We start from the raw sequence: 23,915 nt of genomic DNA, 5'->3' as shown, positions 1-23,915 counted from the left end.
AGTATCAATGTGTTACGAATAACTCTTTAAGCTATGTGTCAAAATGACTCATTACTTAATCGGATAATTAGGAACGTTTGTGTCATAATGACCTATAGTTCCTGTTAATACAAAATGGTCTCATGAGTAAAATATCTCAATTTAGTTTGGTTAACTTTGCCCTTGATCTGTCCGCCGCAGTTTCGATGAATTGTTTTTATGAAAGTTTGATTTCTGCCGTTTGTGCAACTATTAAAGCAGATGCTGTAGCACTATTGATTTTTCGACACGAGACACTTGTTCCCGTTGCGCAGAGAGGGTTGTCCGATGACGTCATGGGGCGACGGTTTATTCCAGAGCAACATCCACGGTTAAAAGCAATCTGTAGCACGAGGGCGGTCACTCGCTTTTCAGCTGATTCGCCGTTACCAGACCCCTATGATGGAATGATTGCAAGTCATAACCATAATATGAACGTACATTCCTGTATGGGAATTCCTTTGTATAAAGATGAAACGTTGCTAGGTGTACTTACTCTCGATAGCCTGGAGCCTAATGAGTATGATGCGCTTGATGCCGCTTCAGTTGACACACTGTCCAGGCTGGCAGCCCGGCTTTTATATGCTGCGCTATATATCAGAGAGTTAAATAAACAGAAGACTCATACTCAGCATGTATTACGGACAATGAATGAGAATAGCTCTGAGCATCATCAGGGTGAAGAAATAATAGGAAATAGTGTTACGACAAAAAAATTAAAGCAGACCATTCGACTGGCAGCTTCGTCCGACCTCACAATTTTGGTGCATGGTGAAACTGGTGTGGGCAAAGAACTTGTGGTCCGTGAGTTACATTATCAATCAAACCGGCGGAATAAACCGCTCGTATATGTAAATTGCGCTGCTATTCCTGTTCATCTGATAGAAAGTGAACTCTTCGGCCACGTGAAAGGTGCGTTTACCAGTGCCGCAAACGACCGCGATGGTAAGTTCTTACTTGCTGATGGCGGAACATTATTTCTGGACGAAATTGGAGAGCTTCCGCTTGAAATTCAGGGTACATTGTTGAGAGTAATACAGAATCAGGAAATCCAGGTGGTCGGTCAGGATAAGAGTCGAAAAGTGGACGTTAGAATTATTGCTGCTACGAATAGAGAGTTAGGGCATGAAGTTAAAAATAAACGCTTCCGGGCCGATCTTTATCATCGTCTCATAGTGTTTCCGATATATGTCCCGCCTCTTAGAGACAGACAATGCGATGTTCCGCTTCTGGCTGGCTATTTTGCAGAGAAAATGCGGCGAAGTCTGGGACTGCAAAAGTTGATACTGGCTAAAGAAGCAATTTATAAACTGACAGTTTATCACTGGCCGGGAAATGTAAGAGAGTTAGAGCACGTCATATCACGCGCAGCACTTTATGCTCGAGAGAAGAATCCAACCGGAAATACAATAATTGAGCCATCTGACATTACCGGTTTAACCGTGTCTTCAGACTCTTTAACAAGTAAAGACACAGATTCGTCCACCGTATATTTCGAGACCGATAGCCATACCGACTTACGGGAAGCAACAGATAAATTTCAACGTCAACTCATTATCAAGGCATTGCATCACGCAGAAAACAACTGGTCTAAGGCAGCCAGATCTCTGTCAATGGACCGTGCAAATCTTGTCCGACTGGCGAAGCGCCTTAATATCACCCTAGTGAAAAAGATAAGAACGTAGCTTTTCGTTCATAGAAATTATAGATATTGTCTATACGTTTCCTATATCTGACCTTACAAAGGAATATATGTTAAATAAGCTAAAACGGTTTTGGGGTTTTCAAAACAACGTAGTTGTATCAGAAAAAGTCGTTGCCACTATCGGTGGAATGCTAGCTATATTTTTATGCTTTTTTCTTACAACATGGTTGCTAGGCACGGAGGGAGCAGCGGCAATTTTACCATCCATGGGAGCGTCAACGGTCCTTCTTTTTGCTGTTCCTCATGGCCAGCTATCGACGCCATGGGCATTCTTCGCTGGCAATGTTCTTTCTGCTATTGTCGGCGTTACAAGTGCACAATACATTGAAAATCTCTTTATTGCCGCTCCGGTAGCAGTGTCGCTTTCGATATTTATTATGCACCTATCTCGCTCATTACATCCTCCAGGTGGTGCTACCGCTTTGGCAGCTGTAATTGGTGGGTCTGCGATAACGGATTTAAGTTATTGGTACGTGCTCACTCCAACTATTATCAACTGCATGATTCTGTTTGCTGTTGCGATACTGTTCAACAATCTTTTTCACTGGCGGCGTTACCCGCAAAGTCTTATGCGATATAAGGGGATAGGCTATAACCCTGACACGAGACGTATAAAAATGCGACATATCCATGAGGCAATCAACCGGTCAGAATTGGTTATTGATGCCAGTGACGAGCAAATTAAACATATCATTGACTTAGCTGATACGATTTTACACGAAGAATTAATAGCCGGTTTTGAGCTCGAAATGGGCGCATTCTACACAAATAACCAACCTGGGCGTTTATGGTCTGTTCGTCAGGTTGTAGACGAAAGAAAACATAATTGCAAGCATAAGTACTTGCTTATATATAGGGTGGTTGAAGGTGATGGGAAGGGATTCTCCGATTGCTGTACCTATCAAGAATTTGCCGAATGGGCAAAAATGAAAATGACGCCATCGCAAGTTTAGCATGCTGGTTAATAGTCAAACTGATATTTAGCTTGTAGTGGTCAAGTCATTTTGGCCACATCGTTGTAGCTATTCCAATAACGTTTCTCCGATTCATTCGGTGTTAGACCACCGTTGTATGAATGCGGTCTCAGTCGGCTGTAATAGCCATAAATGTAATCACCAATCTTCTGCTTTGCTTCAGCAAAATTCCGGTAACCAGTAGTTGGAACCCATTCGGTTTTGAGACTTCTGAAAAAGCGTTCCATCGGGCTATATCCCAACAATTTCCCCTGCGACTCATACTTTGTGTTAAGCGATACCGCCAAATTAGCTGACGGAATTTTCGGCTCATGTGATGACATCCCTGGTCGCTATGGAACATCACGTTTTTAGGCTTTCCCCGATACCCCCTGTGTCAGGATAGTTGTCGCCTCAGTTTTTCATAAAAATATAACAGGAGCGGTAAGTTATTAGTGAAGCATTATCCTGAAGACCATAAGAAAACCGTCATTAGAAAGCTGGTTGAAAGTGGCTTATCATTAAGCCAATTCGCAAAGCTAGAGAGTATCAACTTATCTATTTTGTATTCATGGCGAGATAAGTATTTACAAGCAGGTTCTAGTTTGGCAGGTAGCAATAGTTCAGAAGGTTAGGCACCAGAGCAAAAGTTCGCAATTGTTTTAGAAACAGCAGCATTGAGCGAAATTGAGTTAAGTGAGTATTGCCGTGAAAAGGGGCTTTACTCTGAGCAAGTTAAAGAAAAATGACGCGCCCCGTCATAACACTGAAATAAACTCCCTGTAGCGTGAAGTATTCAGTGAAAGAGTCTTCAACGGCTCAGCTTCAAAAACGCTAAATGCTCCAATACGAGTTTTCATGAAGAAATTGAAACGCTATCAATATGAAAGATATGCCATTCTCTGCCAACTCGCCTACCCTGATGCCGACGAGCAATACCAAAAAATCTTAGATCCTTTTTATGAACGCCAGCTAGTCGATAAGTACGGAAGAATGAGCGTAAGAATCTTGTGGGTCGAGAATAAAAAAGAGGTCATTATCGTTTTTCGCGGATCATTGGGGGTAAGAGATTGGCTAGCGAATTTATTCTTCATCCCAAACAAACTCAATCAGTTAAACAGAAAATTCTGGGTCCACTGGGGGTTTGCGCGGCTATTGGCTCAACCTATGTATTCCAGCACTAAGACATCCAATGAAGCATTACCACTGAGAGAGCTACTTGTAAAAGTGCTTGAACCACTTAGGCAGCAAGGCAAGCGCTTTACATTCATTGGCCATTCGTCCGGCGGCGCAGTAGCGGTATTAATGGCTGATTACTTTGAGCGTTTATACGCAAAGTCAGTAAAAAGGGTAGTGACTTTCGGACAGCCCGCTGTGGGTACGCGCTCTTGGTATAAGCACTACACGCTACACCATAGAACGTATCGCATTTGCTGCGATTTAGATGTAATAACCTTTATGCCGCCCTTCCCTTTTTACTTCTGGCACGTTGGCAAGATGCTGTGGCTGCACGATGATAAAATTTACGAAAACACGCCTACCCATAAACGCTTTTTGATGTCGCTTCACAGCTGGTTGTTACGCCCAATTACCTATCACTACATGCGAAAATATATCCGCAACAAGTCGCTTTTCGATGAGCATTAGAACAATCATTTTCGACCTAAAGTGCGTAATTTAAAGGTACTTGATTATTCAATCCCGCCCAGTACTGCGTAAGAGGTAGGCTTAAAGAAATGTCTTCACTGTCAATCAAACGAGCAAAAGCGGCGCTTAAGAACGCGTTTATCGGCGACGCGTTGGCTATGCCGGTACATTGGTATTACAACCCGGCAGATATATATAAGGCGTTTCCGTTAGGGGTAGAGCAATTTGAGGATGCGCCATCATTTCATCCGTCTTCAATAATGTCGCTACATTCCACGCAGCAAGGTGGGCGCGCGAATAAGGCATCTGCAAATCAAAAAGAGATAGTGGGCGACGTTATTCTCAAAGGTAAAAGGCAGTATTGGGGCAAGGACAACATTCATTACCATCATGGTATGAAAGCGGGAGAAAATACACTCAATGCACATTGCGCGCGTATCGTTTTATCATGCGCACTTAAAGGGTATGACGAAAACGAGTTTTTAACTCAATATATTAGCTTTATGCGCGCTGATGAACCTAAACATCCTGACACATACGCTGAGTCTTATCACAGAGGTTTTTTTGCGAACTTGGAACAAGGTACACCAGTACACAAATGTGGGGCGGTTACACATGATACGGCTTCAATAGGCGCTTTTGTGTCGGTAACACCTTTGGCGGTAGTAGAAGCAAGCAAAAGCACAGCCCTTGAGGACATCAAACGCCTGTGTCGTAGTCACCTTTATTTAACTCACCCGGATGAGTCTTTAGCATCGGTGTGCGATTTCTATGTTGAGTTAATCTACAAATTAGTGCATCGCGAAGGTGAATCACCCAAGGCCATTTTAGAAGATATTGCCCGTAAATCTGCGCACATGAATTTGGCTGCGATAGCGGCAAAAAACAAAAGCGATATCGAGATTGTTGGGCGTATGTATTCGCCAGCGTGTTATATCTCAGACGCGTGGCCCGCCGTTTTGTACTTCGCTTACCGTTATGCTGATACGCCTAAGAAGGCGTTGATTGCGAACACCAACGTGGGGGGCGACAACGTGCACCGCGGTTTTGTATTGGGGGCAATAATGGGGCTAATTCAGGCGACAGAAATATCCCAATGGTTTAGTGAATTAGCTGACAAAAAGGACTTGGGAGCGCTAATTAACCTTCTTGATGAACGGTAACTAAGACACAAAAGTCTGGTAGACCCAGTCGCAAAATGAGCAAATGGCATTCACTGTCCGGTAGCGTATTCGCGCAAAAGCGCCTTACAACGCAACCGTTTCCCCTGTTCTCGCCGCCTTAAATATAGCGTTCACAATGCGGATATCGGCCAGACCTTCATTGCCAGTCACCATAGGCTGTTGTCCAGTTAATATGGCCAGTGCATCGTTATCCATTTGCAGCGTTTGCTGCATACCGTTTATGGGAGCCAGCGTTTTTCCATCAGACGTGGTGCCCGTTACCCCGCTGTAGCTCTGCATGGGTTTAAGTTGATACCAGCCCTTTTCACAATCAGCTTTAAAATGGTTAAACCCTTTTACTACACTGGTACCGCAATCGGCCACTAGTCCGTCGCCAAAATCCATCGTAAACAAGGTCGTTTCATCAACCTCAGTAAACGTCTCTGGAAAGCGCTGTGGTGGATGACTTCCCGTTACCGCTAATGGCTCACGGCCCGTCAAAAAGCGCGCGCCGTTTATCGCGTAAACGCCCATATCATAGAGTGCACCGCCGCCCATGTGCTTTTTCATTCGCCAGTTGTCAGGCGCTCTTCCTTGTCCTGCATAACCAGCGAAGCTCGATACCGCGGTCAAGTTTCCATACGGCTTAGTTTCAAGATACTGATGAAAAGTGCGGGTATTGGGTTCGTGCTGCATGCGATAGCCTATCGACAACTGCACGCCATTTTTGTCACACGCATCTATGATAGCTTGGCATTCCTCGCTATCCATGGCCATGGGCTTTTCACACCACACATGCTTTCCGGTATTTGCGGCTTGTACCGCAAAGTCCTTGTGTGTGCTAGTAGGCGTTACAACGTAAATAACGTCAATATCGTCATTATTCGCAATATCTGCCATGGTGCTGTACGTGTACACATTACTGTCTTTAATGCCGTACTTTTGCTGCCACTGCGGGCTCTTACTCTCGCTCCCCGTGATTATCCCCCGTAATTCACAGTGTTTAGTGTCCTGTAAGGCAGGGGCGAGTAAATTTGTGCTGTAGTTGCCCAACCCTAATAGCGCCACGCCTATTTTCTTTTTCGAAGGCTTTGCCATTAAATACGGACTGTGCGCAACCAGCAAACCTGAACCGGCTAGTTGAAGAAAGTGACGACGAGTAATGCGGGGCATTAGTACTCTCCATTAAGAAATTAATCCGTGCATGGTTTTAGTAGTACCTTTCTTACTCAGAAAGATCACAATACCGTTGCGATATTATCGAATGTGTTACCAGTAACACCATTGAAGGTTTATAGCTGACAACCAATAAGCTTTGAAGCTCTATGGCACATCGTACCGTTTGGTAACGCGAAACGATTTACAACAAAATCAGACGAAAAGCAGCCCACTTTTATCGACAGCATAATTTACTGTTTGCGCTTTGCCCGCCAAGCTTCTGCCACGATAGGTTCAAGGTCGCTCAAATCCAAAGGTTTAACAAGGTGATGGTCAAATCCAGCTTCTTTCGAACGCTGGATGTGCGATGGTTGTCCCCACCCCGTTTGCGCGACAAATACTGCGTCAGCTAACGCGCGATTTTGACGAAGTGCCGTACATAATTCGTAACCATTCATACCCGGCATGCCGATATCCAGCAACACTAAATCGGGCGTGAAAGACGCGACAGCCTTTAATGCAGATGGCCCATCTTCCACTACTTGAACCTGACACCCTTTTGCCTCCAAAATCCATCCCATGGTAATAGCGGCATCTTGATTATCATCGGCAATTAAAACGTTGAGCTTTTCAGCGGTAGCGCCTACCACGTCATGGGCCTTTTCCGGTTTACTGGCTAATTTGGGTACTTTACTTAAAACAGGTAAGGTAACGAAAAACGTTGTGCCTTTATCAACGCCATCGCTTTGCACATTTACCGTTCCATCGTGCAATTCAGTGAGTTTCTTCACTAGAGTAAGGCCAATCCCCAACCCGCCTTGAGAACGTTCAAGGGCACCATCTACCTGAGTAAACATATCGAAAACCGATTTTAGCTTGTCTGCTGGAATGCCCTCTCCATTGTCTTTAACTGCAATGGTTACTTTACCGTCGCAAGTACTAATACAGACCTCGATATTGCCACCCGGTGGAGTGTACTTTGCAGCATTGTTGATAATATTCGAGAAAATCTGCGACAACCGGATAAGGTCTCCGTTTACCCAAACCGGCTCTGCTACTTTTTCCACCAGCAGCGTATGCTGTTTTTCATCAATCAGGGGCTGAATAGTCTCAATCGCCGTATCCAGAATCTCACACAAGTTCACAGGTTTTCGATGAATTCGAATTTTCCCTCGGGTAATTCGTGACACATCCATAAGGTCATCAACAAGCCGTATCATTTGCGTTACTTGTCGTTCGACTCGACCGAATGCCTCACTCTTCTGATTTTGGCTGTAGTCGTCTGACTGCAGAATTTCCAACGCATTGCGAATTGGTGCAAGCGGATTACGTAATTCATGTGCCAACGTAGCAAGGAACTCATCTTTACGGCGATCGGCCTCTTGAAGCGCGTCTATCGCATTTCGTTCTCTCGTGGTGTCTACACCCACTCCCGGAAAACGTTCCGGCTCACCAGAGCTGTTATAAATGACTCGTCCTCTAAATGAAGCCCAGCGGACAGTGCCGTCTTTTTGTAAGATACGGTATTCTTCATCAAATGGGGTACGGTTATTAATACTTTCACAAATAGCAGCCTCACACGCTGCTAAATCGTCTGGATGGATATATTGTTTGGGCACCTCAATGACTACACCGTTTTCAGCCTCATCGCTACTGAGGTTAAAGAGTTCTCCCAAACGCTCATCTGCCGTGAACAAGTTTTGCTTAATATCCCAATCCCAAATACCGAAGCTGTGTGATGCTTCCAGTGCTAAGCGTCTGCGAGACTCTGCTCGCTTAGCCATTTCTTCAGCGTGTTTACGCTCAGTAACATCTCGCGTCGAACCAGCAATGGCTTCAACATTTCCGTCTTCACCAATAACAGGAACAAATATGTAGTCATATATACGGCGACCGTGAGTACCGGTAAAAGGAACATCACTACGAATTGGTTGCTTTGTTTCAATTACCTGACGAATCTCCTTCATGTGCATATCTGCATGCCAAGGTTCGTACCCAAGCTCTAAACATGTTTTGCCAATCGCTTCGTCCCAACTCAGCCCCCACATTTGCAGTAACGCGTCGTTGGCATACGTAAAATGCCCCTCAAGGTCGAAGATATAAAGCAAATCGGGCGTATTCGACAGAGCCGTTTCGTAAAGCCTGCGCTGTTTATTAAAAGACTCAATGTTCTCCAGTAACGCCGACTCGGCAACCCGTCGAGCGCGATTTTCGTTGTTGCGCTCAATAATGATTGCAGCGGTTTTAGACAGTGCATTAATGACGTCAATGTCATCGGGTAATGGGGTAAGTCGCTCGCGATGAAATAAACAGAAAGTGCCCAGTACCGTACGACTTTCTGCAGATAAAATGGGACGACACCAAAATGATTGAAGTCCTAATGCCTGAGTGGAGAGACTAAAATCACTCGAATCAGTTTGGGCGTTGAAATGAACATTTACTACATCACGAGTTTGACAACACTGTCCTAACGGCGTTAGTTCATCGATTGTAATATTCTTGAAGTACCGCCTAGCTTCTTCTGGCATCGACGGTGCAGCCGCGCTAATGAGTGATAATCCATCTTCAGATACCAAGGATATTCCACTTACAGCTTGAAAATCTGTCACCTTTTCTACTGCATTGACTAAAACGGTCAACACATCTTCTAGTGTAGCGCCAGATAACGCGAGTCTCATGGCATCTCTTTGAGACTGAGAAATGATCTGTAGCCTGCGCTTCATAGAGAAGTCATGAAACGAAAACCCCACTACACCTGCCGCAACGGGGAAAATGGTGAGTTTGAACCAGGCGTGGTCAATACCAAACCGAATTTCCGTTGTTTTACCGGGTTCCTGTTTTACTGCCAGTTCGAACTGTTGAGTAATATTCGGTACTTGCGACTGAGGAAACAAACTAAACACCGAGCTGTCGAAAAGATCAGATTTGTCTAATCCACAGATGGAACGGGCCTGATGGTTAGCGTAAATAACGTTGCCTTTAATATCGGCAAATATCACCGCATCAGTTATATTTTCTATAAGAGCTTGAAAGGGGATGTCGTCGGTAAAAGAAGATGAAGCCTTACTTATTAGCTCAGACATAATTCGCTCAAATAATGTAGAAAAAATTATACTAAAGTAGAAATCACTATTTAGCTAACGATTTACGGTAAGCAGTACAAAGCGACTTCTCTAGCGGTGCGGTAAGTGAACTTAAATGATTAAATTTTCGTAACACTTACGCTGTTACAAGTAAAAGCTCTACCAAGATCACTTTCTACCAAGGCTAAGACATGGACAACGCTGGCTCGAATCAAGATAAAGGGAACGGGAAGTATGCTGGGAAGTTCCCCAAAATCGCCCAACAAACCAGACTGCTAAATATTCTTGTGATTTTTGCTGTCATTTATACGTTGTACCTTGCCAAGTCTTTACTTGTTCCCCTTTTCTTTTCCGCCTTTGTTGCTTTGCTTTTAAGCCCTCTTGTTGCATTCGCACGCAAGTTATTCATACCTCGTACCCTGTCAGCAGGAGCCCTGATTGTTTTGCTGGTCGCGCCGTTTACATTTTTAGGTATAGAGCTTGCTGAGCCGGCAGAACGCTGGATGCAATCTCTCCCCAAAATTGCTGCCGAGATATCCAAAGAAATTGAAGAGATAAGCAGCAACATCGACGCTTATGCAACGCCTCCAGCCGAACCCGTTGAAAAAGAACGTTCATTCTTTAGCTGGTTTGGTGACGATGAAAAGTCACCTGAACTTTCTCCACCGCAAGACAACACAAACTCTGTGACGGACAAAATTAAACAAAGCGGAATAGATATTGGGCTCACACTCTTCGGTAACGCGCCATTTTTACTGGCACAGGTGCTCGCCTGTATCGTTTTAATTTTCTTCTTGTTGGTTTTTGGCCCCAACCTATTCAATGTTTTTGTAAGAGACTTCCCCATTGTTACCAACAAGCGACGAACGCTGGTGTTGGTAGATCAAATTCAACGGGAGCTATCTTCGTATATCGTCACCATCAGCATCATAAACTCTTGCTTAGGGTTAGCTACAGCAGGCGTGTTTTACTATTTAGGAATAGATGATGCGTTACTTTGGGGAGCGCTGGTTGCGCTGATGAACTTTGTCCCCTACTTGGGTGGTGTGGCGAGCTGCGTGGTATTGCTGGTAGTTGGGCTTGTGCAGTTTGGGCTTACCAGCAGTGCGTTTCTGCCTGCGGGTCTATTTTTAGTATTGAATATCATTGAATCACAACTCATCACGCCTGCGGTGCTAGGAAGAAGTATGCAGCTTAACCCGTTAATAATCATAATTTGGATAGCAATAACGGGTTGGCTATGGGGTGTGGTAGGCGTTTTACTCGCCGTGCCTATTCTAATGTGTTTTAAGATCATACTCGAGAATCTGGGCGTATTTGATCACTGGATAAGACTTCTCGAGTCAAAATAATTTCACTCTCTTCGCCCCATCAACCACGTTGCATGGATAGCAGCGTGTGCGGACTTTTACCTAAAATCTAGGCACAAAGCACGATAGTCCTCTTCAAATAAAAGACGAAATGCATATTTTAAAGGAACATATCCTGCCTTTTTAAAATGAAAATAGTTATCATATTCGTTGTCTTTTGATTTTTGGAGCTCCCATGAATTTGCTTAAAAGTGCCTTGGCCGTGATGATCGGCCTGTCGTGTGCAGGCGCGCCTGTATATGCACAGACAGAAAAAAATAATAATAATGATGACATTGAGCATATTACTGTTGATGCATCTCAGGTTGAATTACGAGATAGCTTTGCAGGAGGCCAAGTATCTCGCGGTGGTCGTGCGGGTATTTTAGGTAATCTCGACATGATGGACTCTCCATTTGCAAGCACCAACTTTACCGCAGACATCATAAGGGAACAGCAAGCAAGAAGTATCGCCGATGTGTTGCAAAACGATCCGGTGGTTCGTGTGGCAAAAGGCTTCGGTAATTTTCAAGAGCTATACGTAATGCGCGGGTTTCCCGTTTATTCTGACGATATGACTTACAACGGATTGTACGGTGTTTTACCTCGCCAATATGTTGCTGCAGAGTTGTCAGAACGCGTTGAGGTTTTCCGTGGTGCCAGTGCATTTCTAAACGGCGCAGCACCGGGCGGGAGCGGCTTAGGTGGTTCGGTAAATATAGTGCCTAAGCGCGCGGGCGATGACCCATTAAACCGTGTAACGCTTGGATATGAGTCTCAAGGACATTGGTATGGCGCAGCAGATGTAAGCCGCAGATTTGGCGACGACAGTCAAAGTACCGGCGTAAGAGCAAACTTTGTACAACGAGGCGGCGAAACAAGTATCGATAACCAAGATCGTGAATTGAGCGTTGCTGCTATTGGCATTGATCACGATAGCGATAACTTCCGTCTTTCTTTGGATTTGGGCTACCAAGACCATCAGGTTGACTCACCACGCCCTGCAGTCACTCCTGGTAGTGCAATTCCAGAAGCGCCTGACAGTGACACCAATTTTGCCCAAGAGTGGACTTACACTAACGAGCGTCAATTTTTCGGTGCGGTTCGTGGAGAATACGATTTTACCGACAACATCACTGCATGGGCGGCGTATGGTTTCAGATCGGGTGAAGAAGATAATGTGTTTGCTAACCCTAGACAGGCAGAAGCAAATGGCGACTTTTCCGCTTACCGTTTTGATAACGTTCGAAATGATGAAATTCGCTCAGGTGAAGTGGGCCTAAATATCGAATTCAAAACCGCAAGCGTGGGACACACGATCATTACGTCTGCATCAACGTTTTCTCTAGAATCTGAAAATGCCTATGCGTTTTCTGATTTTAGCGGCTTTGCTGGAAATATTTATAACCCGGTAACGGCAACCATGCCCGATGCTGACTTCTTTATTGGTGGCGACCTTAGCAACCCACTAATCACAGAAAAAACAGACCTTTCAAGTTTTGCTCTTGCAGACATGATTTCGTTTAACGATGGAAAAGTTCTATTAACCCTTGGTGGCCGTGTACAAAACATTGAAACCCGCACCTTTGATTACAATACAGGTGATGAGTTGTCAGGCTACGACGAATCTCAATTCACGCCGGTTGTGGGCATTGTTTATAAATCGTCAGAACAGGTGTCTTATTACGCCAACTATATCGAGGGACTGCTTCCTGGTGAGGTAGCGCCTGCATCAAGCGGTGGTGAGCCAATTGAAAACGCGGGTGAAGTTTTTGACCCATACAGCGCCGAGCAAATAGAAGTAGGTGTGAAATATGATGCTGGCCAATACGGTGGTTCATTGAGTGTTTTCAACACCTCAAAGCAAAGCTCAATTGTTGAAGACAATGTTTTCAGTACCGATGGTGAACAGCAAAACCAAGGGCTTGAGTTAAGCGTATTTGGCATGCCAACTTCAAATTTACGTGTTTTGGGCGGATTCACTTGGCTCGATGCGGAAATGACGAAAACTCAAGACGGTACACTAGATGGCAAAACGGCCATTGGTGTTCCTGATTTACAAGCAAACATTAATCTTGAGTGGGATGTTGATGCCCTTCCAGGGCTTACTGTCGATGCACGTGCGGCCTATACGTCGAAACAATATGCCAGTGCCGACAATAGCCTTGAAGTCGATGCATCTAATCGTTTCGATTTAGGCGTTCGTTACAGCTTCCTTGCAGGAATGACCGACATCACACTTCGCGCTCGTGTAGATAACGTCTTTGACAATAATTACTGGGCGTCGGTAGGCGGCTTCCCTGGCTCAAACTACCTTGTATTAAGTGAACCTCGGACATTCAGACTATCTGCTTCATTCAATTTTTAACGGATTAAGTTATGCTGCTGTCAATCGCTGCCTTTTTAGGCAGCGCATTGGCGATAGGTTTGTTTTACCGCGCTTGGCAAAGCACACAGATCGCCTTTAAACGTATAGCTAAACTCTCGGCATTGTTGTTAATGCTGGCGAGTTTAAGCCTTTGGGTTACAGAGTACGGCCCTGAATTAGGTACCTGCTACGCCGTGGTCGCTTTCTCGTTACAAGCATGGAGTTGGATTTATCTCGCCCGACAACGAATAAGTAAAGATGTAAAGCGCGTCGATTTACCGTTCGCATCTGGATTGACAACCCCGTCTACCGCTATTGCTTTTAACGCCCTCGTAAAACTACTTGGCAGTGTGTTTTTAAGTGCTATTTGCGCCATGTTAGTTACCGTAGTGTGGACAACAGCGCTTAGCATGAGCAAAGTAAACCAGATTGCACTGGGAATTTACACCATGCCTCTATTATGGGGATGTGGCGCATACTGGCTTTGTGCAGACAGTAAACTATGGCGCCCGGTTGGGGTGTTGAGTGTACTTAGCGCGTTAAGTTACTTCTACTTGTATAGTATATAAAATGAGTATTTCTATTTCTCCCAGCGCAAATAAAAGCGCCTTAAAAAGTCACGCTTGGTTAGGACTAGCCGTTAGTGTGTTGATGTATTGGGTGTGCTTTTCAGGCACTTTATCTGTTTTCTCTCAAGAACTTCTGCGGTGGGAACAACCCCATATTGCAGATAATCTAGATTACACCCCTGGCAGCATTCAAAATGCTTATGAACGCTTTCTCACAATGAAAGAGGGTCAAACACAGGGAAACATTGTCATTCGCTTGCCTACGCACGATTTGCCACGCGCACGCATTAGTGCAGACGGTGAGTATTGGAATATTTCTCCAACCGGTGAATTAAGTGAACCATCCACAACCCCTATTACTGATTTAATCGTTGATTTACACACCGCCCTGCATCTACCTGAAGACATCGGAATGATGGCTGTCAGTGTTTTGGGTGCTATTTTGAGTGCATTGATTATCTCTGGCATTGTTGCTCACAGACGTATTTTTAAAGATGCCTTTCGCTTGCGAACAGGCAACAACGAGCAGCTTACACAAGGCGACTTACACAATAGAATGAGCGTGTGGGGCTTGCCTTTTCACTTGATGATTGCGCTAACCGGCGTTTATTTTGGTTTAGCGTCGTTTTTAACGTCCATTTATGCCGATACCTTATATGAAGGAAACAAGCTTGATCTGTTTGCCGACATCTATGGTTCATCAATTCAGCTTGAACATCAGCCAGCCATTGCGAATATAGAAAAAGCGCTGACCGGCATAATGAAAATGGAGCCCAATACCCAGCCCATTTTTGTTACTTTGGAAAATGCGACCAAAGAAAATCAGTATATTCTGCTCGGCTCGCAGCACTTAGATAAGCTCATTTATTCAGAACAATACCGCTTTGATGCCAGTGGACAATACATCGATAAAGTCGGCTATTCAGATGGTGATGCAGGCCAACAAGCGATATTTTCTGTATATCGCATACACTTCGGCCACTTTGGTCCAGAAGCGATGAAGATATTCTTCGGATTAATGGGGTTCGCGTTAACCATTATTTCTGTCACCGGCATAAACTTGTGGCTGGCAAAACGCGCTAAACAAGATGCCTTAAACCAGCTTTGGCTGGGGTTTGTGTGGGGCACGCCTATCGCATTTATTTGGGCTGCATTGTTAGAGTTAACGCTGGCGCTGCCCACAAAACCTGTTTTCTGGGTAACATTGACAGCTATTCTTATCGCTTCACTAATGCAAAAAGTGCTTATGAAAACTCACTTGGTGCTGTTGAATTGTCTCGCCGCCTTGTTAGTTGTATTGGCCATTACTCACTTTGCTGTTCACTACCCTAGTTCGTTAGTCATGAACTCGCTCATTATAGACAGCGCGTTTATCGTTTTTGCCCTGTGCGTATGGCGATACCTGTACTCGCGATTAAAGAAAGGCTGGAATGTATAGGCACATTGGTTCTAATGGGAACTGATGGAATTGAGGTAAAGTGAACATGCTTACTTATACCAATCCGCATAGATCATTACCCACTCAGAAGGCGCTCAAAGAACATGATGAACCTTTAAAAAAATGAAAAGAGAAGAGTAGCAATGAAAAAGGACTAGATAATCTTGCTCTGCAGGAGCTTAACGAGACATACAAACGCTAGAAATGTTCACGATTTTCGTAGTAGTCGTTACCGTTGAGATCTTCAAATAAAACGGTGATGTCCTTATCCTCTCCTACGAAGGGGCGAAGCGTAGTATCGATAACGTGAGCCACTGCAGTTTTGACATCCTGCCCGCGATCAAACCACAAAACTTCTACAAACGGATAAGCCGAAGAGGCTCCACCGGCCACAATGAACTGGCTCGCAATGTGCTCTACTGTGAAATGATCGTTAGGGGTGTCGGTCAGTTTGGCAAACTGTTCAACGATAGAACCTGCAACCTCTTCTAACACTGATTGCTCGATACCTCTTGCGCGAATGTGCGGCATTTTTTGTCCTTTAATAGCTCTTTAGTTTGTGTACCGGAATTTTCTAAACGGCATCATACCACGCTTTAAAAGCGTCTAGACTGAGGACTCGCCTTTAGTACGCGATGAATACCATACTATTCGGTAAAAGGGTAAAACGTTCTCACGGCAAATTAAGAATTATACCGAAACAGAATCTCGCACCACCACTTCACGCCATAAATGAGAACACTCTTCCACAAACTTTTTGTGGATAGGATGAAGCTGGTACTCATCTTGCGCTTCAACACTTTCAAATAGCATAAGTTCAGACACGTCAAACGAGTTATCTATCACGTCACGCTTTAGTGTATTGGCAGGCACACCAATGTGAAGCGAGTGAACTTGTGGGATAGCGCGCAACGATTGCAAACCAGCAATGAGCTTTTGCTTATCTTCTGTTGACGTTGGATCTTTCAGCCAGAAGTAAACCATATGAAGGATAGGTGGTAACTCAGCGTTTGTGGTGCGGGACGAATGCGCCATAGCGGGCAATGCAGATAGCGAAGCAAACGCTCCTGCGGTTGCTAAAAATTGTCGTCTTTTTGTATCTGCCATAATAGAGCCTGCTTACCTTAGCTGTAGATTTCTGTCATAAACATTGAACATGCTGATGTTTCTACAATGACATTGGATCTCAATTGAAGCAATAAGAACCCGTTCATCTTCGCGTAAACACACACTTGTGAGCTCTGTCTTTCACTGCGAAATAGATCTGAACTCATTTAGCAAGGTAAGAAAGCGCCAGGAATTTAATATTCTGCATGTTGGCAAGCAACTTGAAAGATACCTAAAGAAACTGAATTTTAAACATGTAAACAACGAGATTTTGACGCTATGCGCTTACCTACCAAACAGCTTATCAATAAAATTGAAAACTTATCTAATGGTCTAACGCCAGAGCAGCTAGCAAACTTCCTCGATATTATTGACGCTATGACGGCACTGGTTGAAGAAGCTGGAGAGTTAAAAGACGATAGCGACAACAAAAATGCTAGCCTCAGTACTGAGCTATCCGTACTCCACTAAGACTGGCCTTTTTAGGATTACCGCTCTGAGGTAACAGCGGTGCTGCTATACCAAGCTGAATACCAATATCAACACCAAGAACGATAAATATTCGTTTTTGCTCATTTGTAGTTCGTTTATGTTCGTTTTATGATGCATTCCTATTAAATGTACATGGGAAGCTGCGTCAGAATTAGCACCTAACGGCCTGTTAGTTGAATGAACGGTTAATGCACTATTGCGCCAACATAAAACGGTTTCAGCTTTCATTCTTCATAACATAGCTCTGTCGCTTCTTTTTCTGATCAATGCGTTGTACTGGTTAAAGATTAAAAGGAAGATTTATGTTACCTCTCACGGAACCAACGCTTTTCCGCCAGTGTGTTGCTGAATTCGTAGGCACGGCAATTCTGATATTCTTCGGTGTTGGTGCCGTTGCAGCATTAGTATTAACAGGCACCTCGTTCGGTCAATGGGAAATCAGTATTGTCTGGGGGTTTGGCGTCGCTGTTGCCATTTATTGTACTGCTGGCGTTTCCGGTGCACATATCAACCCAGCGGTAACTATTGCGCTTGCGCTTTTTCACGGTTTTGAAAAGCACAAAGTTGCCCCCTTCATTCTTTCCCAGTTTTTGGGGGCATTCGCTGCTGCTGCACTTATTTACGGGTTGTATTATCAACTTTTTATAGATTATGAACTCACTCATAACCTCTCGCGCGATAGTGTAGACGCTCTCACAACAGCAAGCATTTTCTCTACTTTTCCCCACAAAGCCCTTTCATTTTGGGGAGCCTTTGGCGTTGAGTTCGTTATCACTGCCGTTTTGATGTTCGCAATACTGGCATTGGGAGATGAAAATAACGGCGCATCCCGTGGAGCCATGAATCCGCTACTAATTGGTATTGTCATTGCTGTCATTGGCTCTTCTTTAGGGCCGTTGACCGGTTTTGCCATGAACCCAGCTCGTGATTTTGGTCCTAAGCTCTTTTCCTATATTGCGGGATGGGAGTATGCGCTTGATGGGGCGAAAGACATCCCCTACTTTATTGTGCCTATTGTAGCGCCTATATGTGGAGCATGCTTTGGCGCTTGGCTGTACCCTGTATTAATAGGTCATTCCCTTTCGCCAGAAAGTCGCGCCTGCACTATTCCAAACGATTGCGAAACTTCCGCTGTTACACAAACTTCTGAAGCGAGTGTTGATAGAGGGTAAGCTAACTATTGATATACGAGCGGCGATGGCCTATTTTACGCCGCGGTTGAACTTACAAAGAAGCATAGCGTGTGTTTTATTTAATAGCAGTTACTGTCCTGTGGGCATTTTCCTTTTCGCTCATAGGCGAGTTTTTGGCTGGCTCAGTAGACAGTTATTTTGCTGTTTTGACACGCATTTTGCTCGCCACACTGGTCTTCCTTCCTTTCCTTAGGCCGGCATTATTGAACCTTAAACAAAAGGTGATTCTGGCCAGTTTAGGTGCTGTGCAATTAGGGCTGATGTACATCTTCTTCTATCACGCATTTTTGTTTTTAAGCGTGCCAGAAGTGTTGCTTTTCACCATTTTTACGCCGCTTTATGTCGCCATTTTGAACGACGCCCTGTTTAAGCGGTTTACCCCGTTTTATTTATTGTGCGCACTTATTGCCACCGCAGGTGCAGGCATAATTCGCTTTGATGGCGTGACTGATAACTACTGGTTTGGTTTTGCCATTGTTCAGGGTGCTAATCTTTCCTTTGCACTAGGACAAGTGGGTTATAAAAAGCTGACCTCGACTTTTACAGCCCAAGTACCCTATCACAACGTATTCGCGTGGTTTTATTTAGGCGCGTTAGTTGTAGCCTTGCCCGCTTTTTTCCTTTTCGGCAACCCAAGTCAACTACCGCAAAATACCGAGCAATGGGGAGTGCTACTGTGGTTGGGTATTGTGGCATCAGGGCTTGGATACTACTTTTGGAACCAGGGGGCACTAGCCGTTTCTGGTGGTACGTTAGCTATTATGAATAACGCACTTATTCCAGCGGGGCTTGTGGTTAATTTACTGCTTTGGCAAAAAGACACCGACTTTTCTCGCCTGCTTCTTGGCGGTGCCATCATTGCTATTGCACTTTGGATGTCTCATCAACACACTAAGAAGCAGAAACAGTTATAAGCCTCAAAAAGGCCAAAGCTACGCAGGACTATACTCACTCACCATGGTGTAGTCTTTGCGCGGCCCAATGACCTGCCACGTAGAGCGCCACACAGGCCACGTTGTGAAGTCATAGCGCACCACGTAATTATCATCGCCGCACAAGTGCTCAGCGTTTGGGTTGGTCGCACTGAAAGAATGAAAATAGCGCTTATCGTCAAATAACACTTCAAATAAACCGGTTTGAGGCTGCTGCCAGAAATACCGACGTTCTGCGAGCATTACGCTTTCGTTAGGCGCAGTTACTTCGCCTTTTTCGTAATACGCCAAGCCGCTTTTTTCTTTTTGTACACTGCCTTCCAGCCAGCTGAATTCAGCCTCGCCAGAAAAGGTAAATACATCGCCATTTCGCTGGATGATTTTGCGCGTTAGCGTCCATCGTCCAGCAAAATCGTCCAAGGTATGAGGAGAATTAACTGTCATTGCGCCGTCCTTACCAAAAATAGGTAACAGTGGCAGAATATTGGTCGCCGCGACCCGGCGTTCCTGGGATTTCTTCAAAGCGCTCATCCCACAAGTTATCGACTGCCAATACCAGACTTAACCCTTCAACCTGAGCAGGTGAATATGTGAAAGTGACATGTGAGAAAAACGCAGAGTCACCGCCGTTTCTAAGCGCATTGGTTTCTTGTTTCCGCCACTCGTTGTCAATGCGCACTTCAACCGTATCGGTTGCAAACCACACCAACCCAAGGGTGGAGCGATGCGGCGGATAGTTAAGCGCGTAAAAGCTCGCGTCTACCTCATCAATTCGATAGTCTTCAGACTTATCTAAATAGGTGTAGCTGGCCACCACATCTGCGCTCTCAAAGCGTTTAATGGCAATCACCTCAACACCTAAGGTTTCGATATCGACTGGGTTTGCACTGCGTGCTGAAGTAGCGTCGAAGCTATACGTCCAATCTGTCAGCTCGTTATCCCAGCGATAAAATACGGCGGTATCAACTTTGAAAGACGTTTTATCAAATGACGCCCCAAACTCTAAGTTTTTACTGACTTCTCGCTGTAACTGGTTGTTACTTCTAAACAGACCGCTTGTGGTGCTGCCGCCTACAGCAGTGTAGCCAGCCACCTGCGTCGCCTCTGCATACGAAAGATAGAGTGTACGCGAAGCATTGCTCCTTGCTTGGGTAAGCCAACTAATATCGCCCACAAAAGACAGCCGGTCGTCGTCGCGATTTGTATCGTCAAACGCCCCACCTAAACGAACGGTAAGCGATTCATTGCTGTTCAACTGAGTTCGATACTCGGGCACTACGCTTATTTTGTAGTAGTCGCGAGAGGTGAAATTGTTCTCTAGCGTGGTTGATGTGATGTCGTCTGCAGTAAGCTGTGCTGCGTAGTTAATACCGAATTCTTGCGAAACATTATGAGTACCGGAAAATGCCAATGACTTCACTTGGGTTTCATGAAACGCCTGAAACGCTTCAGGATTTTCACGTGAGAACACGTAATGGTCGTCATTCTCTCTGTAGTAAGCAGAAACCTCAAAGGTATTTTTCATGCTCTCTTCGCCGTAGCGCTGTTTGTGATTTAGCATGACCAAACGGGTTTGAATGTCTTCTGTTTCGTTTACGTTAAAAGGCGTGTACAAGTTAGGCCAGCCAAAAAACTTTTGCTGAAAGCCATAAAACACGTCGGTTTGTGAGTCTTTACTTGCCAGCTGAATACGTCCAGACGCGCGTTCGAAATTGTGATCGCCATTAGCGATAGAGCCATCACTTTCAGAGCGAGAATACTCCCCTTCAACCCCAACAGACCAACCGGGTAAATCACTAAGCGCGTGCTTTATTGCACCGTGTACACGCTGCAAATTGAAGTTGTTATTACCTACTCCCACTGACACACTGCCTGCTGTTTGGATGGGACGCCAGCCGTAAGACACGGTACCTACAGAGCTATTTACACCGTAAAGCGCGTTATCGACCCCTGTGAAAATACTCGGCTTCGTCAACATTTCTGGCGCAATAGGAATCTCGGCGAAATAGTGCCCCGTTTGCGGGTCGATCAGCGTTGCGCTTCCTATGCGAAAACCCGTGTTTTCGAATATACCGCCGCGAATAGTCACGTCAGCCTGCGCTTCTGCCATGTTCCTTGATTGCAAATCGACTCGCGGATCGTACTCTAAGTTAGATATAGGTGAATTAAACGTCCCTACCGGCTTGTTGTTCGCCGTCGCCGCCCCTTCAATCGTAATTTTTTCTACGCCTTTTTCGCTGCGGTTCACGCCAGAGTTAACGTTTGATGAATCAACACTTTCAGCGGCCATGGCGGTAAAAGGTAAAGTACAAAAGAGCAAAGATAGGATTGTGTGACGCATTCAGTGTCCTAGTTAAAAATTAAGGTTCAGCCTGCAGGCAAGAGTAATAAAAACGCGAAGTGTATAGCATTAGTAGACCGAGGAAAACGCTGCGCAGGTGAGTTTAGACCAGTAAGTTTATTTTTACTCACAGCTCTGCACATTTCTATTTATCAATATAAACAGCCTGTATGAATCTGTAGCAGCCAGCAATAATTATCAATCTCACCTTATTGTCTGCTTACCTTCCTTGCTAAAAGAAACGAGATAACATAACATTCGTGACCTCTACAAAACCTGCCAAAGACACGTAATACCTTGCTTATGCTTGATCTTAAAAGAAGGGATCTCGCGCTTCATCGATGCACTAGATTTTGCGCCCACCATTGTTAGACAAAACAACTCTGGCGGCATGTTCGATAGCTTTGCGATCCGAGGTTTTTCTGGCGATGAAAATAACCCATCGGGTTATCTAATAAACGGTTTCAACGTGCGTGGCTATAGCGGTAATAGAAGCACGGTTAACGTTCAAACCACAAAGATCAACACGCTCTAGAGTGTGTGACTCACAAAGATCCAAGTACCAACCGAAACAAGCACAATGCCACCAAATGTCTCTGCTCGCTTACCTATCAGTGTTCCCATAACACTGCCCAACATAATGCCAATAGTTACCATAGAAAAAGTGGCTATCCCAATTAACGTCGCAGCAATAGCAATGTTCACGTCAATTAGCGCGAGACTTGCACCCACTGCCATTGCGTCGATGCTTGTGCCTAACGCAGTAATACACAACAAAATAAAGGATTGTTTTTGAAACGTCGACTCTTCTTCGGCGGGTTTCAGGCTCTCGAGTACCATATGAATACCTAAACCAGAAAGAATGATTAGCGCAATCCAATGATCCCATGCTTCAACGTATGAAGACGCCGCGCGACCAATGAACCAGCCTATAAATGGAGTTGTTGCCTCTATAAGTCCGAACAAAAGGCCAATTTTGAGGGCAAAACTTAAACGAGGGCGATTGATTTTGACACCTTTGCCTATCGCGGCGGCAAACGCATCTGTTGACATAGCAAAGGCTAGCAAGATAAGAGCGAAGATACTCATAGTTTTAGAACTCCGGTCAGGCTAATTGAGTCCACGACAAATCCGCACGCCTGACCTTTAAGCGTGGACTTATCGATGGTCTCGCCAACCAAGAGGTGTTTGTACCATGGTAATGTGACCAATTATGTTGATACAAACTTTTCCATTCGAAACGGAAACAGGCTACTCCCCAACCGAGGGGCCTACGGTAATACAGCCGCTATAAACTAATCAAGTTGATTGCGACAAACTGTCCAACTTGAGATATAAATGACGGCATGTTCACGCTCTTTCGATTGCACATATTCCACCAGTGGTCATACACTCAATTTTATTAAGTGTCGGCAACCAAGTATTTTTTTCCAGCGTTACGCTTTGCGCCTCTCTCCTACTCATGGACTCCCTGAATAAGCCGTTGTCTTAGCGAGTTAACGATTTCATTGTTCATCCCTTTCCTCTGCCCGTACAATAGAGGCACTTCTTTGTTGCAGCGCCAGTATTTCCGGCTCGCACGGTGTAATTCGACAACTCATTGCTAAAAGAGACTTTTTTATGAGAATTCTACTTTCCATTGCCTTCGCTACCATTCTTGCAGGCTGCGCTACTCTCTCTCAACTGGCAGTTTACACTGTATCTAATGCCGAGTTAGAACAAGTGCTTGATAGCCAAGTGAGTAAGTTGCAGAAGCAAACCTCACTCGCTGGTATTCCTCTTTATTTAGATGTGGAAGATATGACAGCAACTATAGGCCCAGATGGCAGAGACGTGGTTCAGCTAGGCGCTATCGCCACTGCGCGTATTAGTGCATTTGGGTTGAACTACCCTGCAAAAGTAAGTCTAGCTTTGGAAGGCACGCCTTATTACGACAGTGAAGAAAAAGCGATTTTTGTGCGCTCATTGTCTCTACTTGATAGCACAATTGATGCTGGCGGCTTTAAGGGTAATTTAGCCCCTGTAAGTGGCGAATTCATGCAGCTCATCAATGGCTATTTGGCCTCAAATCCAGTGTATCGGCTAGACGCCACCAATAAAGCTGTGAACTTACTATCAACGGTGCCAATGCAGCTCACCGTTGAAGAAGGTAAATTAAGGTTAAGCGCTAAGCCTTAACGCTATTGCCAATGTAATATATCTCTTTAGCTTGCTCCGCGGCGTTAAGCATTTTTTTGCCCCACGCATAGTATTTATCCCCTTCTCAGAAAGGCTTATCCTGCAAGTTGAGCGATGCAAGAGCATTGTTTTCAGTTCTATTTTTAGCTGATTCATTGACTGGCTCACTGCGGCCAGACTCCCCCAAAGTGTACAGCCGCTTCTTGCATAGAGCCCAAATC

General features: G+C 44.9%; 20 protein-coding genes, 2 pseudogenes and 1 riboswitch. Of the genes and pseudogenes, 14 read left to right on the top strand and 8 right to left on the bottom strand.

The genetic code is table 11. The features are described from left to right. Positions 1-122: 122 nt before the first annotated feature. Together norR and MHM87_RS13415 are read left to right on the top strand one after the other, a co-directional pair. Positions 123-1,703, top strand: coding sequence for a nitric oxide reductase transcriptional regulator NorR (norR, locus tag MHM87_RS13420; RefSeq protein ID WP_202942888.1), 1,581 nt, complete (start codon positions 123-125; stop codon positions 1,701-1,703). Positions 1,704-1,770: 67 nt separating this feature from the next. Beyond that, positions 1,771-2,676, top strand: a complete 906-nt coding sequence (locus tag MHM87_RS13415; protein ID WP_239259548.1) for an HPP family protein — start codon at positions 1,771-1,773, stop codon at positions 2,674-2,676. A 41-nt stretch (positions 2,677-2,717) separates the two neighbouring features. Here the strand turns inward: MHM87_RS13415 and MHM87_RS13410 are convergent. Then, positions 2,718-3,061, bottom strand: a pseudogene (locus tag MHM87_RS13410) (integrase core domain-containing protein); the annotation flags it as partial. Positions 3,062-3,131: 70 nt separating this feature from the next. Between MHM87_RS13410 and MHM87_RS13405 the strand changes: the two are divergent. From MHM87_RS13405 to MHM87_RS13395, 3 genes are all read left to right on the top strand, one after another. Next, positions 3,132-3,311: a transposase gene (locus MHM87_RS13405; protein WP_053103825.1), complete on the top strand. Its 180-nt coding sequence runs from the start codon at positions 3,132-3,134 to the stop codon at positions 3,309-3,311. A 223-nt stretch (positions 3,312-3,534) separates the two neighbouring features. Further along, entirely contained in the window at positions 3,535-4,323 is a 789-nt protein-coding gene (locus MHM87_RS13400; RefSeq protein WP_014950619.1) for a lipase, read from the top strand. An 89-nt stretch (positions 4,324-4,412) separates the two neighbouring features. After that, entirely contained in the window at positions 4,413-5,486 is a 1,074-nt protein-coding gene (locus MHM87_RS13395; protein ID WP_239259546.1) for an ADP-ribosylglycohydrolase family protein, read from the top strand. Positions 5,487-5,570: 84 nt separating this feature from the next. Here MHM87_RS13395 and MHM87_RS13390 read toward each other — a convergent pair whose 3' ends face one another. Both MHM87_RS13390 and MHM87_RS13385 read right to left on the bottom strand, forming a co-directional pair. Next, positions 5,571-6,659 carry a Gfo/Idh/MocA family oxidoreductase gene (locus MHM87_RS13390; RefSeq protein ID WP_239259544.1) on the bottom strand — a complete coding sequence of 363 codons (1,089 nt, stop codon included), beginning with the start codon at positions 6,657-6,659 and terminating at the stop codon, positions 5,571-5,573. A gap of 236 nt (positions 6,660-6,895) precedes the next feature. Then, positions 6,896-9,727, bottom strand: a complete 2,832-nt coding sequence (locus MHM87_RS13385) for a PAS domain S-box protein (protein ID WP_239259542.1) — start codon at positions 9,725-9,727, stop codon at positions 6,896-6,898. A 191-nt stretch (positions 9,728-9,918) separates the two neighbouring features. Here MHM87_RS13385 and MHM87_RS13380 point away from each other — a divergent pair, with 191 nt between their 5' ends. From MHM87_RS13380 to MHM87_RS13365, 4 genes are all read left to right on the top strand, one after another. After that, positions 9,919-11,079 (top strand): AI-2E family transporter, encoded by a 1,161-nt coding sequence (locus tag MHM87_RS13380; protein WP_014950623.1) that lies wholly within the window; start codon positions 9,919-9,921, stop codon positions 11,077-11,079. 193 nt (positions 11,080-11,272) lie between these two features. Further along, a complete protein-coding gene (locus MHM87_RS13375) occupies positions 11,273-13,444 on the top strand; it encodes a TonB-dependent siderophore receptor (protein WP_239259540.1) in 2,172 nt (723 codons plus the stop codon). An 11-nt stretch (positions 13,445-13,455) separates the two neighbouring features. After that, entirely contained in the window at positions 13,456-14,013 is a 558-nt protein-coding gene (locus MHM87_RS13370; protein ID WP_014950625.1) for a hypothetical protein, read from the top strand. Position 14,014: 1 nt separating this feature from the next. Continuing rightward, positions 14,015-15,451: a PepSY-associated TM helix domain-containing protein gene (locus tag MHM87_RS13365; RefSeq protein ID WP_239259538.1), complete on the top strand. Its 1,437-nt coding sequence runs from the start codon at positions 14,015-14,017 to the stop codon at positions 15,449-15,451. A gap of 198 nt (positions 15,452-15,649) precedes the next feature. On the opposite strand, the gene MHM87_RS13360 is transcribed toward MHM87_RS13365, so the two are convergent. Together MHM87_RS13360 and MHM87_RS13355 are read right to left on the bottom strand one after the other, a co-directional pair. After that, a complete protein-coding gene (locus tag MHM87_RS13360; RefSeq protein ID WP_239259536.1) occupies positions 15,650-15,982 on the bottom strand; it encodes a DUF1904 family protein in 333 nt (110 codons plus the stop codon). A 159-nt stretch (positions 15,983-16,141) separates the two neighbouring features. Then, the gene (locus tag MHM87_RS13355) at positions 16,142-16,558 is read right to left on the bottom strand and encodes a Dabb family protein (protein ID WP_110288128.1); all 417 of its coding nucleotides are present in this window, start codon (positions 16,556-16,558) and stop codon (positions 16,142-16,144) included. Between the two features lie 279 nt (positions 16,559-16,837). Between MHM87_RS13355 and MHM87_RS13350 the strand changes: the two genes are divergently transcribed. The 3 genes from MHM87_RS13350 (at position 16,838) to MHM87_RS13340 (ending at position 19,157) form a co-directional block, all read left to right on the top strand. Further along, positions 16,838-17,029 carry a hypothetical protein gene (locus MHM87_RS13350; RefSeq protein ID WP_239259534.1) on the top strand — a complete coding sequence of 64 codons (192 nt, stop codon included), beginning with the start codon at positions 16,838-16,840 and terminating at the stop codon, positions 17,027-17,029. A gap of 323 nt (positions 17,030-17,352) precedes the next feature. Further along, positions 17,353-18,222 (top strand): MIP/aquaporin family protein, encoded by an 870-nt coding sequence (locus tag MHM87_RS13345; protein ID WP_239259532.1) that lies wholly within the window; start codon positions 17,353-17,355, stop codon positions 18,220-18,222. A gap of 71 nt (positions 18,223-18,293) precedes the next feature. Next, the gene (locus MHM87_RS13340; RefSeq protein ID WP_239259530.1) at positions 18,294-19,157 is read left to right on the top strand and encodes a DMT family transporter; all 864 of its coding nucleotides are present in this window, start codon (positions 18,294-18,296) and stop codon (positions 19,155-19,157) included. An 18-nt stretch (positions 19,158-19,175) separates the two neighbouring features. Here the strand turns inward: MHM87_RS13340 and MHM87_RS13335 are convergent, their stop codons facing one another. Both MHM87_RS13335 and MHM87_RS13330 read right to left on the bottom strand, forming a co-directional pair. Beyond that, on the bottom strand, positions 19,176-19,619 hold the full coding sequence (locus MHM87_RS13335; RefSeq protein WP_110288126.1) for a DUF6314 family protein: 444 nt from the start codon (positions 19,617-19,619) through the stop codon (positions 19,176-19,178). Between the two features lie 10 nt (positions 19,620-19,629). Then, positions 19,630-21,516: a TonB-dependent receptor gene (locus MHM87_RS13330; protein ID WP_239259528.1), complete on the bottom strand. Its 1,887-nt coding sequence runs from the start codon at positions 21,514-21,516 to the stop codon at positions 19,630-19,632. A 322-nt stretch (positions 21,517-21,838) separates the two neighbouring features. Here MHM87_RS13330 and MHM87_RS13325 point away from each other — a divergent pair. Next, positions 21,839-22,039 (top strand): annotated as a pseudogene (locus tag MHM87_RS13325) (TonB-dependent receptor plug domain-containing protein); the annotation flags it as partial. Between the two features lie 8 nt (positions 22,040-22,047). Here MHM87_RS13325 and MHM87_RS13320 read toward each other — a convergent pair. Then, a complete protein-coding gene (locus MHM87_RS13320; protein ID WP_239259525.1) occupies positions 22,048-22,605 on the bottom strand; it encodes a manganese efflux pump MntP family protein in 558 nt (185 codons plus the stop codon). A gap of 53 nt (positions 22,606-22,658) precedes the next feature. Then, positions 22,659-22,785: riboswitch (yybP-ykoY riboswitch) on the bottom strand. A gap of 351 nt (positions 22,786-23,136) precedes the next feature. Between MHM87_RS13320 and MHM87_RS13315 the strand changes: the two genes are divergently transcribed. Then, the gene (locus MHM87_RS13315; RefSeq protein ID WP_239259523.1) at positions 23,137-23,694 is read left to right on the top strand and encodes a DUF1439 domain-containing protein; all 558 of its coding nucleotides are present in this window, start codon (positions 23,137-23,139) and stop codon (positions 23,692-23,694) included. Positions 23,695-23,915 lie beyond the last annotated feature (221 nt).

This window comes from Alteromonas sp. Cnat3-28 (assembly GCF_022348265.1).
GTDB lineage: Bacteria > Pseudomonadota > Gammaproteobacteria > Enterobacterales > Alteromonadaceae > Alteromonas > Alteromonas macleodii.
This window is presented reverse-complemented; position numbering and strand designations above follow the sequence as displayed.

What these genes read in the sequence shown, in the direction of transcription:
- norR (WP_202942888.1), top strand. Translation starts at nt 123, where the DNA reads ATGAGTAAAATATCTCAATTTAGTTTGGTTAACTTTGCCCTTGATCTG.
- MHM87_RS13415 (WP_239259548.1), top strand. Translation starts at nt 1,771, where the DNA reads ATGTTAAATAAGCTAAAACGGTTTTGGGGTTTTCAAAACAACGTAGTT.
- MHM87_RS13400 (WP_014950619.1), top strand. Translation starts at nt 3,535, where the DNA reads ATGAAGAAATTGAAACGCTATCAATATGAAAGATATGCCATTCTCTGC.
- MHM87_RS13395 (WP_239259546.1), top strand. Translation starts at nt 4,413, where the DNA reads ATGTCTTCACTGTCAATCAAACGAGCAAAAGCGGCGCTTAAGAACGCG.
- MHM87_RS13390 (WP_239259544.1), bottom strand. Translation starts at nt 6,659, where the DNA reads ATGCCCCGCATTACTCGTCGTCACTTTCTTCAACTAGCCGGTTCAGGT.
- MHM87_RS13385 (WP_239259542.1), bottom strand. Translation starts at nt 9,727, where the DNA reads ATGTCTGAGCTAATAAGTAAGGCTTCATCTTCTTTTACCGACGACATC.
- MHM87_RS13380 (WP_014950623.1), top strand. Translation starts at nt 9,919, where the DNA reads ATGGACAACGCTGGCTCGAATCAAGATAAAGGGAACGGGAAGTATGCT.
- MHM87_RS13375 (WP_239259540.1), top strand. Translation starts at nt 11,273, where the DNA reads ATGAATTTGCTTAAAAGTGCCTTGGCCGTGATGATCGGCCTGTCGTGT.
- MHM87_RS13370 (WP_014950625.1), top strand. Translation starts at nt 13,456, where the DNA reads ATGCTGCTGTCAATCGCTGCCTTTTTAGGCAGCGCATTGGCGATAGGT.
- MHM87_RS13365 (WP_239259538.1), top strand. Translation starts at nt 14,015, where the DNA reads ATGAGTATTTCTATTTCTCCCAGCGCAAATAAAAGCGCCTTAAAAAGT.
- MHM87_RS13360 (WP_239259536.1), bottom strand. Translation starts at nt 15,982, where the DNA reads ATGCCGCACATTCGCGCAAGAGGTATCGAGCAATCAGTGTTAGAAGAG.
- MHM87_RS13355 (WP_110288128.1), bottom strand. Translation starts at nt 16,558, where the DNA reads ATGGCAGATACAAAAAGACGACAATTTTTAGCAACCGCAGGAGCGTTT.
- MHM87_RS13350 (WP_239259534.1), top strand. Translation starts at nt 16,838, where the DNA reads ATGCGCTTACCTACCAAACAGCTTATCAATAAAATTGAAAACTTATCT.
- MHM87_RS13345 (WP_239259532.1), top strand. Translation starts at nt 17,353, where the DNA reads ATGTTACCTCTCACGGAACCAACGCTTTTCCGCCAGTGTGTTGCTGAA.
- MHM87_RS13335 (WP_110288126.1), bottom strand. Translation starts at nt 19,619, where the DNA reads ATGACAGTTAATTCTCCTCATACCTTGGACGATTTTGCTGGACGATGG.
- MHM87_RS13330 (WP_239259528.1), bottom strand. Translation starts at nt 21,516, where the DNA reads ATGCGTCACACAATCCTATCTTTGCTCTTTTGTACTTTACCTTTTACC.
- MHM87_RS13320 (WP_239259525.1), bottom strand. Translation starts at nt 22,605, where the DNA reads ATGAGTATCTTCGCTCTTATCTTGCTAGCCTTTGCTATGTCAACAGAT.
- MHM87_RS13315 (WP_239259523.1), top strand. Translation starts at nt 23,137, where the DNA reads ATGAGAATTCTACTTTCCATTGCCTTCGCTACCATTCTTGCAGGCTGC.